The following is a 14,548-nucleotide window of genomic DNA, read 5'->3' as shown; positions in this document are numbered from 1 at the left end:
ACAATGCGAAGGGCCGGGCTGTTCCACGTGGAACAGCCCGGCCCTTCGCATTGAACCCAGCCGGTCGGCCTCAGCCGCGCCGGTGCCGCCCGCCGCCGCTCTGCGCGGTCTCGACGGCGGTGTCGACGACGCCCGCCTTCTTCTTGCGGCGCTCCCGCATGACCTCGATCAGGATCGGCGAGATCGACAGCAGGACGATCAGCAGCACCGCCGGGATCAGGTACTTGTCGATCACCGGGGCGAGCGCGTCACCGAAGAAGTAACCGATCAGCAGCATGGACTCGGTCCAGAGCACACCGCCGATGGCGTTCCACAGGAAGAACGTCTTGGCGGGCATCTCCAGGGTGCCGGCGACCGGGTTCAGGAAGGTCCGGATGATCGGCATGAAGCGGGCCAGCACCACGGCCTTGCCCGAGCCGAACTTGTTGAAGTACTCCTCCGCCTTCACCACGTACTCGCGGCGGAAGATCTTGGAATCGGGCTTGTCGAACATCTTCGGCCCGACCTTGGCGCCGATCAGGTGCCCCAGCTGGGCGCCGGCGATCGCCGCGATCGGGCAGCCGATGAGCAGGACGGCGATCGGCAGCTTGGCGCCGTCGCCGAGCACCGAGGAGGCGGCGTTCGAGGCGGCGACGCCCGCGAGGATCAGCAGCGAATCGCCCGGGAAGAAGAAGCCGACCAGCAGGCCGGTCTCCGCGAAGATGATCGCGATGAGCCCGATGGCGCCGAGGGACGAGATCAGGGATTTGGCGTCGAGCAGATTGACGGCCAGCTGGTTGTAGTCCACGGGCGCAGGATAGCGGGCGTACCTTGCCGACGACTTCCGGCCGAGCCCTGCGACGGCTTCCGGCCGAGCGTCCCAGCTCGACGTTCCGACAGGCGGGCTCCTGCTGACCTGCGGGCACGAGTCTGGGAAGATGGCACCGGCGTCCTGCCCCGCGTCGGCCCACCACCCTCATGGTCGTACCGCGGAGGCCGCCTCGAACCTTGGTGCCGGAGAGCCACACCGCAGCGCCGCGCGTCGGCGGGCCGGCACGGAGTCGTCACGAAGGCGTACACAGCGTCGGACAGCACCGTCCGTACGCCGCAACCCGACAGGAGCGGATCGCATGCCCATCGCAACTCCCGAGGTCTACAACGAGATGCTGGACCGGGCCAAGGCGGGCAAGTTCGCCTACCCGGCCATCAACGTCACCTCGTCGCAGACCCTGCACGCCGCTCTGCGTGGTTTCGCCGAGGCCGAGAGCGACGGCATCATCCAGATCTCGACCGGTGGCGCGGAGTTCCTGGGCGGTCAGCACAACAAGGACATGGTGACCGGCGCGGTCGCGCTCGCCGAGTTCGCGCACATCGTCGCCGCCAAGTACGACGTCACCGTCGCGCTGCACACCGACCACTGCCCCAAGGACAAGCTGGACGGCTACGTCCGCCCGCTGCTGGCGATCTCCGCCGAGCGCGTGGCCAAGGGCGAGAACCCGCTGTTCCAGTCGCACATGTGGGACGGCTCGGCCGAGACCCTGGCCGACAACCTGGCCATCGCCCAGGAGCTGCTGGCCCAGGCCGCCGCCGCCAAGATCATCCTTGAGGTCGAGATCACCCCGACCGGCGGCGAGGAGGACGGCGTCTCGCACGAGATCAACGACGAGCTGTACACCACCGTCAACGACGCCGTGCGCACCGCCGAGGCGCTGGGCCTGGGCGAGAAGGGCCGCTACCTGCTGGCCGCCTCCTTCGGCAACGTGCACGGCGTGTACAAGCCGGGCAACGTCGTGCTGAAGCCGGAGCTGCTGCGCGAGCTGCAGGACGCGATCGGCAAGCAGTACGGCAAGACCGACCCGTTCGACTTCGTCTTCCACGGCGGCTCGGGCTCCACCGCCGAGGAGATCGCCACCGCGCTGGAGAACGGCGTCGTGAAGATGAACCTGGACACCGACACCCAGTACGCCTTCACCCGCCCGGTGGCCGGCCACATGTTCGCCAACTACGACGGCGTGCTGAAGGTCGACGGCGAGGTCGGCAAGAAGAACACCTACGACCCCCGCACCTGGGGCAAGCTGGCCGAGGCCGGCATGGCCGCCCGCGTGGTCGAGGCCGCCGAGCAGCTGCGCTCGGCCGGCAAGCGCCTGAAGTGAGCCCGCTGGAACGAGCGTGACAACGGCTGTGCCCCCGGCGGTCCTCCGCCGGGGGCACGGTCATGTGGTCCTACCGCTCGGGCTCGGCGGTCGCTCCTGATCGAGCTCCGCGGTCGCTCCTGCTTGAGCCACTGCTTGAGCCGATGCTTGCGCTACTGCTTGAGCTCCGCGTACGCCTCCGAGCTGCTGTCCTTCAGGAACTGCCAGCAGCGGGCCTCCTCCTCGGTCTCCTTGATCGCGCCGGCCGCCCGGGCGAGCGCCGCCAGGCAGCGCAGGAAGCCGCGGTTGCCGCGGTGCTCCCACGGCACCGGTCCGTGGCCCTTCCAGCCGCTGCGACGCAGCGCGTCCAGGCCACGGTGGTAGCCGGTCCGGGCGTAGGCGTACGACTCGACGTAACGACCGGCCGCGTAGGCGTCGTCGGCGAGCATGGCCCAGGCGAGGCAGAAGGCCGGGAAGTCGGCCGCCACCTGGGTCGGTGAGGCCGACTCCTCCGCCAGCATCCGGTAGGGGTGCTCGTCCTCCGGCAGGAGGGTCGGTTCGGGGCCGTCGAGAAGATTCTTGTGAATCGCCATGCAGTGCAGTCTGCCATCCGAGGCCCAGGGGTCAACCGCCCGTGAGCTGGATCGGGCCCCGACTCGGTGCCGGACGGGGCCGCCGGGGCCCGATCCGGCGGGATCCACACGACACGCCCGGCGTACCCCCGAGATCGCCCACCTCGTACATGGACATTCACCCGTTCTCCATGCCAGGGTTCCGTTTCGTGCCCGCAGCCCGATCCTCCCGCCCGGGAGCCGCTTCCCTCCGGAACGCCGGCGGGAGCCGCCGACGCCGCAAGGCACGTCGACGAATAGGCCCTGGCATGCTCACGGCCCTGGTGGCCTCGCTGCTGGTGCTGGGCTCCGCAGCTTTCCTGCTGAACCGCCCCCCGGGCGCGGCCGCCCCCGCGCCGACCGCCCAGGCCCGGATCGCCCCGCCGGCCGAGCAGTCGCCCACCGCGGCAGCGACGCCGCCCCCCGCACCCACCCCGACGTCCCCGCCCGTGCCCACCCCGACGCCGACCCCCACCGCACCGGACCCCGGCCCCACCAAGGGCTCCGGCACCTTCAGCATCGCCCCCGCCAGCGCCAAGGCGGTCGGCCGCGGCACCGTGCGCCGCTACCGGGTCGAGGTCGAGGACGGCATCGGCATCGACGCCGCCTCCGCCGCCGCGCAGGTGCACGGCATCCTCGGCGACCCTCGCGGCTGGACCAACGACCACAGGAACGGCTTCCAGCTGGTCGCCGGCGGCTCGTACGACTTCACCGTGAAGATCGCCTCCCCGGCCACCGTCGACAAGATCTGCGGCGCCTCCGGCCTGGACACCCACGGCGAGGTCAACTGCAACGTCGGCAACCAGGTGCTCGTCAACTCCAAGCGCTGGAACACCGGTTCACCGCAGTTCAGCGGCCCGCTGGACGACTACCGGGCCCTGATCGTCAACCACGAGGTCGGCCACCGGATCGGCCACGGCCACGAGACCTGCCCCGGCCCGGGCAAGCCCGCGCCCGCGATGATGCAGCAGATATACGGCCTCAAGGGCTGCACGCCGAACGCCTGGCCGTACTCGGCGGACGGCACCTACCTGAGCGGACCGTCCGTCCCGTAGTGCAACGGAGTTGAGACCTGAACGGCAAGTGGACGGGACGACCTCGCACTAGCCTGCGATCATGACCGCTGCCCAACGCCGAAGACTCACCGCCGCGTTCGCCATCGCCGGGATCACGCTCGGCGCCGCCGCCTGCTCGTCCTCGGCCGACACCGCCACGAGCGGTGGCGCGCTCTCCTACGACCGCGTCCGGTCGACCGCCCTGGACCTGTTCAAGAACAAGTCCAGCACCTGCCCGTTCGGCCTCGACTTCGCCAAGGCCGCGTCCGAGGCCGGGATCACCGGCGCCGTCGCCCCCGCCGTGACGGACGGGCGCTCCGTCAAGGGCAACGCCGGGGACGGCGTCCCGGCCCAGCCCTGGCCCTCGGGCGCCACCCACCCGCCGACCATGACCGAGATGCCGGCCACTCCCCCGAACGCCCAGATCACCTGCTCGTACACGGTCGGCCCGTCCACCGTCGACGTCGAGCTGCTGGCCGTGCCGAAGAACGACTACGGCATCAGCATGATGCTCCCCTCGATCGCGCGCGCCGGTCTGCTCGGCGTGGACCAGCTGTCCCAGTTCTCCAGCGACCGGCCCGCCGTCGGGCAGACCAAGCTCACCCCGGGCGGGGGCACGGCCGCCGTCGCCCGGATCGCGCTGCACGGCGAGGGCGACCTGGTGCTGATGCTCGACCAGAACACCACCGGCCAGGACGCCCGGAACCCGGCCCTCGCCGGCGAGCCGCTGCGCAGGGCCGCCGAAGCCCTGGCCGGCCGGCTCAAGGGCTAGCCAAGGATCGGGAGGTACTCCCCCAGGTCGCTGCGCTCCCCGGAGGCGGACACCCCGGCGTCCGCCACCGCCGTCGCCCAGTCCGCCCGGCCGGTGGCCAGCCGGATCCAGGTCAGCGGGTCGGTCTCGACCACGTTCGGCGGGGTGCCTCGGGTGTGCTTGGGCCCAGGGACGGCCTGGACGACCGCGTAAGGCGGGATCCGCAGCTCGACCGCGCCGCCGGGCACCCGGTCGGCGAAGGCGTCCGCCAGCAGCCGGGTGACGGCGGCGACGGCCTGGCGGTCGTGCGGGAAGGCGGCGAGGCCCAGCGCGTCGGCCAGGTCGTCGGCGTGCACCACCGTCTCCACCAGCCTGGTCACCAGCAGCTCGGAGAGCAGCATCGACCCCAGCCGGATCTCCAACCGCCGTACCGGGTCGGCGGCTTCGGGCCGCTCCAGCAGCCCGGTCAGCGCGTCGGCGGCCCGTCCGAAGGCGGCCGCCACCGAGGCCGCGTCCCCGCCGAACCCGGCGGCCGTCCGTTCCCGGGTCTGGGCGTCCAGCGCCGGTGCGACCGTGCCGACCGCCGAGACCCAGCCCAGCAGGTCCAGCGCCGGCCGCCCCTCCAGCGGGTCGTCCAGGTGCACCGGGAGGAAGTCGAGCTGGACGGCCAGGTGCGCGAGCAGCTCCCGCACCCGCCAGTCCCCCAGCCTGGTCGGCAGGTCCAGCTGTTCGTCGCCGAGGCCGGCCACGGCGGCGCGCAGCGCCCCGGTCTGGGCGGCCAGCGCGGCGCGGACCTTCTGCGGCTGGTACGTACGGGACTTGGGAGGCATGGGGCCCAACATACGCCGAGGGGCGGACGGTTCCCGAAAGAACCGCCCGCCCCTCGAAGGCACGCCGGTCAGGCCAGCAGGGCCTCGATGACGCCGGTGTGGGCGTCCTTCAGCTCGGCCAGCGAGACGGTGAACTGCCCCTGGACGTCCAGGCTGTCGCCGTCCACGACACCGATCCGGGTGGCCGGCAGGCCACGCGCGGTGCACATGTCGTTGAACCGGAGCTCCTCGCTGCGCGGCACCGCCACGACGGCGCGGCCGGCCGACTCCGAGAACAGGAGGACGAACGGGTCGGTGCCCTCGGGCAGGACGATCCGCGCGCCGTGACCGCCCTTGAGGCAGCTCTCCACCAGCGCCTGGCCGAGACCGCCGTCGGACAGGTCGTGCGCGGCGTCGATCATGCCGTCGCGCGAGGCGGAGATCAGGATCTCGCCGAGCAGCCGCTCGCGCTCCAGGTCCACCTTGGGCGGCAGGCCGCCGAGGTGGTCGTGGACGACCTGCGACCAGGCCGAGCCGCCGAGCTCGTCCGCCGTGTCGCCGAGCAGGTAGAGCAGCTGCCCCTCCTCGGCGAAGGCGACCGGGGTGCGACGGGTGACGTCGTCGATGACACCGAGCACCGCGACCACCGGGGTCGGGTGGATGGCGACCTCGCCGGTCTGGTTGTACAGCGAGACGTTGCCGCCGGTGACCGGGGTGCCGAGGGTCAGGCAGGCGTCGGCCAGACCGCGGGTCGCCTCGGCGAACTGCCACATCACGTCCGGGTCCTCGGGGGAGCCGAAGTTGAGGCAGTCGGAGACGGCGAGCGGCTTGGCACCGCCGGCCGCGACGTTGCGGTACGCCTCGGCCAGGGCCAGCTGGGCACCGGTGTACGGGTCCAGCTTGGCGTAGCGGCCGTTGCCGTCGGTGGCGACGGAGACGCCGAGGTTGGTCTCCTCGTCGATCCGGATCATGCCCGAGTCCTCGCCGACCGAGAGCACGGTGTTGCCGAGCACGTAGCGGTCGTACTGGTCGGTGATCCAGGACTTGGAGGCCTGGTTCGGGTGGCTCGCGACCTTCAGCAGGTCGGCCTTGAGGCCCTCGCCGGTGGTCGGGCGGGCCAGCCGCTCGGCGGTGGGGGCGTCGGCCTGCAGCGCGTCCTGCCAGCTCGGGCGGGCGTACGGACGCTGGTAGGTCGGGCCCTCGTGGGCGACGGTGCGCGGCGGGACGTCCACCACGAGCTCGCCGTGCCAGAAGATCTCCAGGCGCTCGCCGTCGGTCACCTCACCGATGACGTTGGCGATGACGTCCCACTTCTCGCAGATCTCCAGGAAGCGGGCGACCTTGTCGGGCTCCACGATCGCGCACATGCGCTCCTGCGACTCGCTCATGAGGATCTCCTCCGGCGAGAGCGTGTGGTCGCGCAGGTGCACGGTGTCGAGGTCGATCCGCATGCCGCCGGAGCCGGCCGAGGCCAGCTCGCTGGTGGCGCAGGACAGCCCGGCGCCGCCGAGGTCCTGGATGCCCTTGACGAGCTTCTCGCGGAAGATCTCCAGGGTGCACTCGATGAGGAGCTTCTCCTGGAACGGGTCGCCGACCTGGACCGCCGGGCGCTTGGCCGGCTTGGTGTCGTCGAAGGTCTCGGAGGCCAGCACCGAGACGCCGCCGATGCCGTCGCCGCCGGTGCGGGCGCCGTACAGGATGACCTTGTTGCCGGCGCCGGAGGCCTGCGCGAGGTGGATGTCCTCGTGCTTCATGACGCCCACGCACAGCGCGTTGACCAGCGGGTTGCCCTGGTAGCAGGAGTCGAAGACGACCTCGCCGCCGATGTTCGGCAGGCCCAGGCAGTTGCCGTAGCCGCCGATGCCCGCGACGATGCCGGGCAGCACGCGCCGGGTGTCCGGGTGGTCGGCCGCACCGAAGCGCAGCGGGTCCATCACGGCGACCGGGCGGGCGCCCATCGCCAGGATGTCGCGCACGATGCCGCCGATGCCGGTGGCCGCGCCCTGGTAGGGCTCGATGTACGACGGGTGGTTGTGCGACTCGACCTTGAAGGTGACCGCGTAACCCTGGCCGACGTCGACGACGCCGGCGTTCTCCCCGATGCCGACGAGCATCGCGTCCGAATCCGGCTTCTTGTCGCCGAACTGCTTCAGGTGGACCTTGCTGCTCTTGTACGAACAGTGCTCCGACCACATCACCGAGTACATCGCGAGTTCGGCGCCGGTCGGGCGGCGGCCGAGAATCTCCCGGATGCGCGCGTACTCGTCCTCCTTGAGGCCGAGCTCGGCCCAGGGCTGGGCGGCGTCCGGGGTCTGCTCGGCGTTCTTGACGGTGTCGAGGCTCATCAGGCGTTCACCAGCTGCTTCAGGACGGAAGTGAAGAAGCCCAGGCCCTCGGTGGTCGGACCGGTGAGCGGCTCCACGGCGTGCTCCGGGTGCGGCATCAGGCCGACGACATTGCCGGCGGCGTTGGTGATGCCGGCGATGTCGCGGTACGAACCGTTCGGGTTGACGTCCAGGTAACGGGCGACCACCCGGCCCTCCGCCTCCAGCTCGTCCAGGACGTGCTCGTCGGCGACGAAGCGGCCCTCGCCGTTCTTCAGCGGGACGACGATTTCCTGGCCCGCCGAGTAATCCCGGGTCCAGGCCGTGCCCGCGTTCTCGATCCGCAGCTTCTGGTCGCGGCAGATGAAGTGCAGCGAGTCGTTCCGGGTGAGCGCACCGGGCAGCAGGTGCGATTCGCACAGCACCTGGAAGCCGTTGCAGATACCGAGCACCGGCATTCCGAGCTTCGCCTGCTCGATGATGGTCTCCATCACGGGCGAGAAGCGGGAGATCGCGCCGCACCGCAGATAGTCGCCGTAACTGAATCCGCCCGGCAGGACGACGGCGTCGACCTGGTGGAGATCCTTGTCACGGTGCCAGAGGGCGACCGGCTCGGCGCCGGCCAGGCGGACCGCACGCTGGGCGTCGCGGTCGTCGAGGGAGCCGGGGAAAGTGACGACGCCGACGCGGGTGGTCACTTCGCCGCCTCCTCGACCCGGACGGTGAAGTCCTCGATCACGGTGTTGGCGAGAAAGGTCTCGGCGGCTTCGCGGATACGGGCGAGCGCGGCGTCGTCGACCGGACCCTCCAGCTCCAGCTCGAAACGCTTGCCCTGGCGGACGTCGGCGATCCCGGTGAATCCGAGACGGGGCAGTGCACGCTGCACCGCCTGTCCCTGGGGGTCGAGGATCTCCGGCTTGAGCATGACGTCGACTACGACGCGTGCCACTGGCACTCCCGGTGGTGTCTTCGGTGAGGCGGGGGAACTCCAGACTACCGGCCGTTTCGGGCTGCATTGCTGGCCGGGGAGAGTGACGCGCGTAGACACAGGACCCTTACGCCACAAGGGATCCGGACCCCCGGCCCCCCGCCGGGACCGCTCCGTTTCCGGCGATTCACGCCCCCGCGCGTGAACGCCCGAAGAACACCCGAATACGGCACTTGGGGACAGATCGGCCCGTCCCGCACATCGGTATCCGAGACCTGCGAAGATTCGTGAATATCCGGAAAAGAATGCCGAACTCTTCGATTTCGACCCCCTTCGGGTGCAGAATAGGGCCACCTGTCGCGGCAAGTGCTGCGTATCCGGCGGGCCACCGGGCCTGCCCGTGTGCGCTTGCGCGAGTTGGTGCACATCAGGCCACGGGACGTACCCCGCGAACCGGCGGCCGAATTGCCCGAGAGGATTGACACCCATGGCTCAGCGTGTAGTTGTCACGCTCTCCGACGACCTGGACGGCGGCGCCGCCGCGGAAACCGTCCACTTCGGCGTCGACGGGAAGTCGTACGAGATCGACCTGTCGCTGGACAACGCGGAAAAGCTGCGGGAGGCCCTCGCCCCGTTCGTCGCCGCGGGCCGCCGTCAGAGCCGCACCGGAAAGTCCTTCCGGCGTACCGCGCTCACCCCGGACCCGGCCGCCGTGCGCGCCTGGGCCCTGTCCCGCGGCATGGAACTCCCGGCCCGCGGCCGGATCCCCAAGCACGTGTACGAGGCGTTCGCCGAGGCGAACTGACCCTCCCGGGGCGCAGCCCCTGGTCGCCCTGCCCGCCCGGACCGAAAGGGTGGGGCGACCACCCCGAACGATGCTGTAGAGTATTCCTCGTCGCCGCAACGGAGAGATCCGAAGAGGCGGCGGGTGCCCCACCAGGCACCATGCGGACGTGGCTCAGTTGGTAGAGCATCACCTTGCCAAGGTGAGGGTCGCGAGTTCGAATCTCGTCGTCCGCTCGCAGTGCGCGAGCACAGCACAACTCAATAGTTCAATCCTGCGGACGTGGCTCAGTTGGTAGAGCATCACCTTGCCAAGGTGAGGGTCGCGAGTTCGAATCTCGTCGTCCGCTCCAGAACGAAGGCCCCCTCGGTCGAGGGGGCCTTCGGCATTCTGCCGGAAGTTTAGGCGCCGGACGGAACCAGAGTCATGCCACCCTCGTCGATGAGCGAGGTGAGGGCGTCGCCGTAGTGCTCCAGCTCCGCGTCCCATCTCACGTACGACGCGAAATCGTGGGCGTGCGTGAACATCCTCAGGACCGCCGCCCGCCCCACGACCTCCCCGCCCCCCGGCAGCGTCCCGTACCCCTGCAACAGGGCTGCAGGAAGCCGGTCCCCGGCCACCGATTCCGGTGTCCCGTTCACCGCGTGCGACCTGAAGATCCTGAGCTCGGCGAGTTCGCCCATCAACCAGCCGACGTCGAACCCCCGGGGGCCCCGGGCATGGTCCTCGCCCGTCAGCAGTGCGGGCCGTCGGCCGCCCTCGCCCAGCACGGTCGTACCTGAGCTCGGAGCACCGTGCAGGAAGACGTCCGACGCCGCCCCGCCGGCCAGTTCCTCGCACCAGGTCCGCACCCGCTGCCACCGCGCGGCACCCAGGCGCCGGCGCATGAACGCATGGAGTTCCCGGGCAGCGCCCGAGCCGCTCCCCCGGTCCATCCAGGTCGCCAGTCGCGCCGGGCCGGGCGGCCCGGGAGCGGCGAGCACCGGGTCGACCTCGGAGTGGAGACGACGCAGTGCCTCGCCCAGTCCGCGGAGCACCGGGACGAGAGCCAGGTGGTCCGCCTCCGCGTCGGCGGCCAGCGCCATCTGCACCAGGGGGATCCGGCCGGCGACCTCGTACCCGAGCGCTCCTGCCGCGGCGGCACGCGGCAGGGCGAGGGCCACCTCACCGGTGGCCAGGGCGGTGATCGCCGTTCGGATCTCGTCGGAGGGCCCGACCAGGGCCGATCCCCGCCGGGGCCCGGCGCGTCGGATCCACAGATAGCCCCGTTCAGTCCGCTGGACCGTGGTCCGCAGGAACCCCGTTCCGAACTCCTGGACCACGTCGCCGGTCACTGCCGTCTCCTCCACGCGTTCCTCCCCTCCTACGTCGATTGCCGACCGCACATCCTGCCTCAGCGTCTCGACCGGCAGCGGTCCCTCATCGTCCCGGGGGCCGAGTAAGTGGTGCGTTGACGACAAAGGCGCAGGTCAGAGCCCATTCGGACACAAACAACCGTCAGCTTTGGCCGCCCACTCCCTGCTAATAATCGGAGCGCGGGCACCGGACGGCCTGTCCAGGGTCGCCCCCGCCTTCCCTTCAGGAGGACGCATGGACATCAGGGACACCACCGAGGAACTGATCGCCGGCTACGCCGCCTACACCGACGCCGAGGAGTTCGGCGCGAGCGCGTCCGACGACGCGCCCGCCACCACGCCGGCCTGCACGGTGACGATAACCGTGGTGGAGACCAACCTCTGGGGCTGCTGACCCGCCACTCACCGTGCCGGGTGCCTGCCGGCCAGCGGCGGGCACCCGGACGTGTGACCACTCTCACCCGGCACCCCTCGGCGAGCTGATGAAGGGACCTTCATGTCCGCGGCGGATCAGGACCGCGCGCCCTCCGATGCCGGAACCCTCGGAGCACCGGCGTTCGGTGCACGGCGGCTCCTCCTGGTCGGCAGCGGCGCGCTCGGGGTGGCTTCGCTCCCGTTCTGGATCAACTGGCTGCGCCTGTCCTATCCGGAGCTGGAGCTGCGGGTGGTCCTGACCCGGGCGGCCGAGCGCTTCGTCACCCGGCACGCGCTGACGCCGATCCTGGGCCACGAGGTGCTGCGGGACGTCTGGTCGGAGGAGCCGGAGGCGTCTCCCGTCCACGTCGACCTGGCGCAGTGGCCCGACGCGATCGCCGTGTACCCAGCGAGCCTGCACTACACCGCCCGGCTGGCGATCGGCCTCCCCGACACGCCTTCCCAGATGGCGCTGCAGACCACCCGGGCTCCCCTGGTGATAGCCCCGGCGCTTCCCCCGGGCGCGGTGACGTCGCCGGTCTACCTGCAGCACCTGGCAGCGCTCCGAAGCCGTGCCAACGTCGTCGTGGTGCCTCCGCACAAGGGCCTGAGCGTGAGCAGTCGGCAGGCGGACGGCTCGCCCGCAGCCCCGCTCGCCGAGGCGATCGAGGCGCTGGAGAGGCTGCGGACGAGCGGGCGGACGCAGGGCTGACGAGGTGCCCCGGCTCTTTCGGGGCCGGCCCCGTTCGGAGAGCAGGTCCGTTCAGGCCAGAACCATGTCCAGATGTTCGCCGAGCGGCCCCGCGAGCAGCCGGGCGTCGCCCAGGACGACACCGGTGAAGGTGGCCGACGCGAACATCTCCTCGGCCAGCTCCCGCACCTGTCGTCCGGTCACGGACCGGACCTCGTCCGAGAAGGACTCGAGCCACTGCGGGGGCAGACCGAAACCGATCGTGGTCGACACGGCGGTGGCCAGGCCGACCTGCGAGGACATGGCGAGCGCACTCGCCCCGAGCAGGTAGTTCCCGGCCACCCGCAGTTCATCGTCGGTGACCGGTTTGGTGGCCATGCTCCGCAGTTCGGCCCGGATCTCCGCGACCGCCGAGACCGTGGTGTCCGTGGCCGTGTCGGCGTTCACCGCGATCACCATCGCCTCCAGGATGTCGTCGAAGCGGGAACCCGCCCAGTAGGCGTACCCCCCGCGCTCACGGACGTTGGACAGCAGACGCGAGGAGAAGGAACCACCGAACACCACGTTCGCCAGGCTGAGCGCGGCGAAGCGTGGATCCGTCCGCGCGGGGGCCGGTGACACGAGCCTGATCAGCGACTGGACGGACCCGGGACGGTCCACCAGCCGCACTGGCCGCTGCCAATGCTCCGGCGCCCTCGGCACCACGGTCCCGACCGGCCTGCGCGACCGCCACTCCCGCAGTCGCGCGGCCAGGAGCGCCACCGTCCGCTCGGGGTCGAGATCCCCCACCAGGACCAGCTGTGCCCCCGCCGGAACCACCGCGGCCCGATGCAGGGCCCGCACGCCGTCTGCGGTCACCGACGCCACCGCAGCCTCCGCCGGAATGAGCCGAAGGGCCGGTGAGTCTCCCCTGCAGTGCACGCGCAGCGCCTCCGCGGCCAGCGTGCTCGGGCGGGCCCGCAGCAGCGGCAAGCGTTCGGCCAGCCGTCTCCGGGCCCGGTCGACCTCCGTTCCGGCATGCGACGCACCGGTGAGGACGTCCGCCAGGACCCCGACCAGGGTCTCCAGTGCCGCCGAGGGCCCGGACCCGGAGATCTCGATCCGGTCGGACCTGCGAACCGCGCCCAGGGAGCAGCCGGCACGGGCCAGTTCGGTGTCCACGTCCTCCTCCCCGCGCCCGAGGGCCCCCCGGAGCAGTGTCGTGGCCAGGACCTCGGCCGTGGCCCCGTCATTCTCCGTGGCGCAGAGGAAAGGGATGCGAAGGACGAGCTCGATCATGGGCGCGGACGGGCTGCGCAGGCAGACCACCCGCAGGCCCTCGGGTAGGACGACGTCCGCCGTCTCCGGCAGCCGGAAGGCCTGCTGGACTCCCAGTGGGGGCAGGTCACGGGGGCCCGTCGTGGTACGGCGCACGTGCGGTGCTCCTCAGGTGTGGGCGGTACGGGAACCGGTCAGGAGGGTCAGCACGGCCCGGGAGTCGGGCCTCAGTCCCGCAGCGGCCTCGGCGACCTGCGCCGGGGTGACCGCGCGCAGCCGGTCCGGCAGTTCGTCCACCAGCTCGGCCCGTCCGTGCAACAGCTCGAACGCCCCGAGGGCCCGGGTCCGGACGACCAGGTCGTCGTTGCGGCGCAGGGAGGTCGCGGCCAGCCAGCCGGTCGCCCTGGCCAGCTCGTCCTCGGTCGGACCGCGGGCACCGAGGTCCGCCAGCGTGCCGTCGAGCATCTCCAGGATCCGCTCCGTCCGGACAGTGCTCGGGTGCGTCACCACCGTGACGAACGTGTCCGGGGCGCGTGCCTCCAGCGGCCCGAAGAAGCCGCAGCCGGCGCTGACGGCCACGGCCAGGCCCTCCTGACGGATCATCCGCTGCTTCAGGCGCGAGGACTCCCACCTGCTGAGCGTGGTGGCGAGCACCATGTGCGCCAGGTAGGCGTCCAGTTCGGTGCGCGGATCGGGCAGTCGGTGCCCCACGGCGACCGCGGGCATCGCCGCGTGCGGATCCCGACAGGTTCCCTCCCGCGTACCGACCGGCCGGGGTTCGTCGAGCCGCACGGGGACCGGCCGCCCGCCGTCGGGCACGTCGTCGAAGTGCCGCCGGACCAGTTCCTCGGCAGCCGGGACGTCGATGTCGCCGACGACGGTCAGGACGGCGTTGGCCGGGACGTAGTACCGGTCGAAGAACCGCTCGCACTCCTCGACCGTGGTCCGCTCCAGATCGGAGAACTCCCCGTAGCCGTTGTGCGCGTTCGGGTAGGTCCGGTAGAGGATTCCGGGCAGTACCGTCCACGGGAACCCGCCGTACGGCCGGTTCAGCACGTTGGTCCGGATCTCCTCCTTGACGATCTCGGTCTGCGCCCGCAGGCTCTCGGCCGTGAGCCGTGGACCGCACATGCGGTCGGCCTCCAGAAACAACACCTGCTCCAGGGCGGCCGAGGGCACGACCTGGAAGTAGTCCGTGTAGTCGTGGTGCGTCGAGCCACCGGCCGAACCTCCGGCCGCCTGGACGAGTGCCCCGTGCTCCGCTCCCTGGACGTTTCCGCTGCCCTGACTCATCAGGTGCTCGAAGAGGTGCGCGAACCCAGTCCGCCCCTCGGGCTCGGACCTGAACCCGACGTCGTAGTGGACGCTCACGCCGACGGCGTGAACCCCTCGCACCGGCCGCAGGACCACGCGAAGACCGTTGTCGAGCGAGAAGCGGTGCAGCTGCGGAAAGGACAT

General features: G+C 71.1%; 15 protein-coding genes and 2 tRNA genes. 8 read left to right on the top strand and 9 right to left on the bottom strand.

The annotated features are described in order from the left end of the window. Positions 1–70: 70 nt before the first annotated feature. Complete coding sequence (locus ACIRYZ_RS01315) at positions 71–787, bottom strand: DedA family protein (protein WP_402937972.1); 717 nt, start codon at positions 785–787, stop codon at positions 71–73. 322 nt (positions 788–1,109) lie between these two features. On the opposite strand from ACIRYZ_RS01315, the gene fbaA reads away from it, so the two are divergent. Further along, a complete protein-coding gene (fbaA, locus tag ACIRYZ_RS01310; RefSeq protein ID WP_380608809.1) occupies positions 1,110–2,132 on the top strand; it encodes a class II fructose-bisphosphate aldolase in 1,023 nt (340 codons plus the stop codon). A 152-nt stretch (positions 2,133–2,284) separates the two neighbouring features. Here fbaA and ACIRYZ_RS01305 read toward each other — a convergent pair whose 3' ends face one another. Further along, positions 2,285–2,704 carry a DUF3151 domain-containing protein gene (locus ACIRYZ_RS01305; RefSeq protein ID WP_393023509.1) on the bottom strand — a complete coding sequence of 140 codons (420 nt, stop codon included), beginning with the start codon at positions 2,702–2,704 and terminating at the stop codon, positions 2,285–2,287. A gap of 287 nt (positions 2,705–2,991) precedes the next feature. On the opposite strand from ACIRYZ_RS01305, the gene ACIRYZ_RS01300 reads away from it, so the two are divergent. Together ACIRYZ_RS01300 and ACIRYZ_RS01295 are read left to right on the top strand one after the other, a co-directional pair. Next, complete coding sequence (locus ACIRYZ_RS01300) at positions 2,992–3,777, top strand: DUF3152 domain-containing protein (RefSeq protein WP_402937968.1); 786 nt, start codon at positions 2,992–2,994, stop codon at positions 3,775–3,777. Positions 3,778–3,838: 61 nt separating this feature from the next. Next, positions 3,839–4,549, top strand: a complete 711-nt coding sequence (locus ACIRYZ_RS01295; RefSeq protein ID WP_402937966.1) for a hypothetical protein — start codon at positions 3,839–3,841, stop codon at positions 4,547–4,549. On the opposite strand, the gene ACIRYZ_RS01290 is transcribed toward ACIRYZ_RS01295, so the two are convergent. The 4 genes from ACIRYZ_RS01290 to purS all read right to left on the bottom strand — a co-directional run bounded on the left by ACIRYZ_RS01290 (position 4,546) and on the right by purS (position 8,610). Beyond that, positions 4,546–5,358: a sterol carrier family protein gene (locus ACIRYZ_RS01290; protein WP_402937963.1), complete on the bottom strand. Its 813-nt coding sequence runs from the start codon at positions 5,356–5,358 to the stop codon at positions 4,546–4,548. The genes ACIRYZ_RS01295 and ACIRYZ_RS01290 overlap by 4 nt on opposite strands. 68 nt (positions 5,359–5,426) lie before the next feature. Then, positions 5,427–7,682 carry a phosphoribosylformylglycinamidine synthase subunit PurL gene (purL, locus tag ACIRYZ_RS01285; protein WP_402937960.1) on the bottom strand — a complete coding sequence of 752 codons (2,256 nt, stop codon included), beginning with the start codon at positions 7,680–7,682 and terminating at the stop codon, positions 5,427–5,429. Then, positions 7,682–8,359, bottom strand: coding sequence for a phosphoribosylformylglycinamidine synthase subunit PurQ (purQ, locus tag ACIRYZ_RS01280; RefSeq protein ID WP_393023521.1), 678 nt, complete (start codon positions 8,357–8,359; stop codon positions 7,682–7,684). The genes purL and purQ overlap by 1 nt, the downstream gene beginning before the upstream one ends. Then, entirely contained in the window at positions 8,356–8,610 is a 255-nt protein-coding gene (gene purS / locus ACIRYZ_RS01275) for a phosphoribosylformylglycinamidine synthase subunit PurS (RefSeq protein ID WP_030278336.1), read from the bottom strand. Before purS ends, purQ begins: the two co-directional genes overlap by 4 nt. 466 nt (positions 8,611–9,076) lie before the next feature. Between purS and ACIRYZ_RS01270 the strand changes: the two genes are divergently transcribed. From ACIRYZ_RS01270 to ACIRYZ_RS01260, 3 genes are all read left to right on the top strand, one after another. Next, entirely contained in the window at positions 9,077–9,394 is a 318-nt protein-coding gene (locus ACIRYZ_RS01270) for an Lsr2 family protein (RefSeq protein WP_380608816.1), read from the top strand. Between the two features lie 142 nt (positions 9,395–9,536). Then, a tRNA-Gly gene (locus ACIRYZ_RS01265) sits at positions 9,537–9,609 on the top strand. 40 nt (positions 9,610–9,649) lie between these two features. Further along, positions 9,650–9,725 (top strand) — tRNA-Gly (locus tag ACIRYZ_RS01260). A gap of 49 nt (positions 9,726–9,774) precedes the next feature. On the opposite strand, the gene ACIRYZ_RS01255 is transcribed toward ACIRYZ_RS01260, so the two are convergent. Further along, positions 9,775–10,722, bottom strand: a complete 948-nt coding sequence (locus ACIRYZ_RS01255; RefSeq protein WP_402937955.1) for a hypothetical protein — start codon at positions 10,720–10,722, stop codon at positions 9,775–9,777. A 241-nt stretch (positions 10,723–10,963) separates the two neighbouring features. Here ACIRYZ_RS01255 and ACIRYZ_RS01250 point away from each other — a divergent pair, with 241 nt between their 5' ends. Next, positions 10,964–11,122: an LxmA leader domain family RiPP gene (locus ACIRYZ_RS01250; protein WP_402937952.1), complete on the top strand. Its 159-nt coding sequence runs from the start codon at positions 10,964–10,966 to the stop codon at positions 11,120–11,122. A gap of 102 nt (positions 11,123–11,224) precedes the next feature. Next, on the top strand, positions 11,225–11,854 hold the full coding sequence (locus ACIRYZ_RS01245; protein WP_402937949.1) for a flavoprotein: 630 nt from the start codon (positions 11,225–11,227) through the stop codon (positions 11,852–11,854). Positions 11,855–11,905: 51 nt separating this feature from the next. On the opposite strand, the gene ACIRYZ_RS01240 is transcribed toward ACIRYZ_RS01245, so the two are convergent. Next, entirely contained in the window at positions 11,906–13,246 is a 1,341-nt protein-coding gene (locus ACIRYZ_RS01240; protein ID WP_402937947.1) for a M16 family metallopeptidase, read from the bottom strand. Positions 13,247–13,258: 12 nt separating this feature from the next. After that, on the bottom strand, positions 13,259–14,548 hold the full coding sequence (locus ACIRYZ_RS01235; RefSeq protein ID WP_402937945.1) for a M16 family metallopeptidase: 1,290 nt from the start codon (positions 14,546–14,548) through the stop codon (positions 13,259–13,261).

The organism is Kitasatospora sp. NPDC101155 (assembly GCF_044768305.1).
Lineage (GTDB): Bacteria > Actinomycetota > Actinomycetes > Streptomycetales > Streptomycetaceae > Kitasatospora.
Note: the sequence above shows the minus strand (reverse complement) of the source record. Positions and strands in the feature narration are given on the sequence as shown.

Coding starts and splice junctions, on each gene's coding strand:
- fbaA (WP_380608809.1), top strand. CDS start 1,110: ATGCCCATCGCAACTCCCGAGGTCTACAACGAGATGCTGGACCGGGCC.
- ACIRYZ_RS01305 (WP_393023509.1), bottom strand. CDS start 2,704: ATGGCGATTCACAAGAATCTTCTCGACGGCCCCGAACCGACCCTCCTG.
- ACIRYZ_RS01300 (WP_402937968.1), top strand. CDS start 2,992: ATGCTCACGGCCCTGGTGGCCTCGCTGCTGGTGCTGGGCTCCGCAGCT.
- ACIRYZ_RS01295 (WP_402937966.1), top strand. CDS start 3,839: ATGACCGCTGCCCAACGCCGAAGACTCACCGCCGCGTTCGCCATCGCC.
- ACIRYZ_RS01290 (WP_402937963.1), bottom strand. CDS start 5,358: ATGCCTCCCAAGTCCCGTACGTACCAGCCGCAGAAGGTCCGCGCCGCG.
- purL (WP_402937960.1), bottom strand. CDS start 7,682: ATGAGCCTCGACACCGTCAAGAACGCCGAGCAGACCCCGGACGCCGCC.
- ACIRYZ_RS01270 (WP_380608816.1), top strand. CDS start 9,077: ATGGCTCAGCGTGTAGTTGTCACGCTCTCCGACGACCTGGACGGCGGC.
- ACIRYZ_RS01250 (WP_402937952.1), top strand. CDS start 10,964: ATGGACATCAGGGACACCACCGAGGAACTGATCGCCGGCTACGCCGCC.
- ACIRYZ_RS01245 (WP_402937949.1), top strand. CDS start 11,225: ATGTCCGCGGCGGATCAGGACCGCGCGCCCTCCGATGCCGGAACCCTC.
- ACIRYZ_RS01235 (WP_402937945.1), bottom strand. CDS start 14,548: ATGTCCTTTCCGCAGCTGCACCGCTTCTCGCTCGACAACGGTCTTCGC.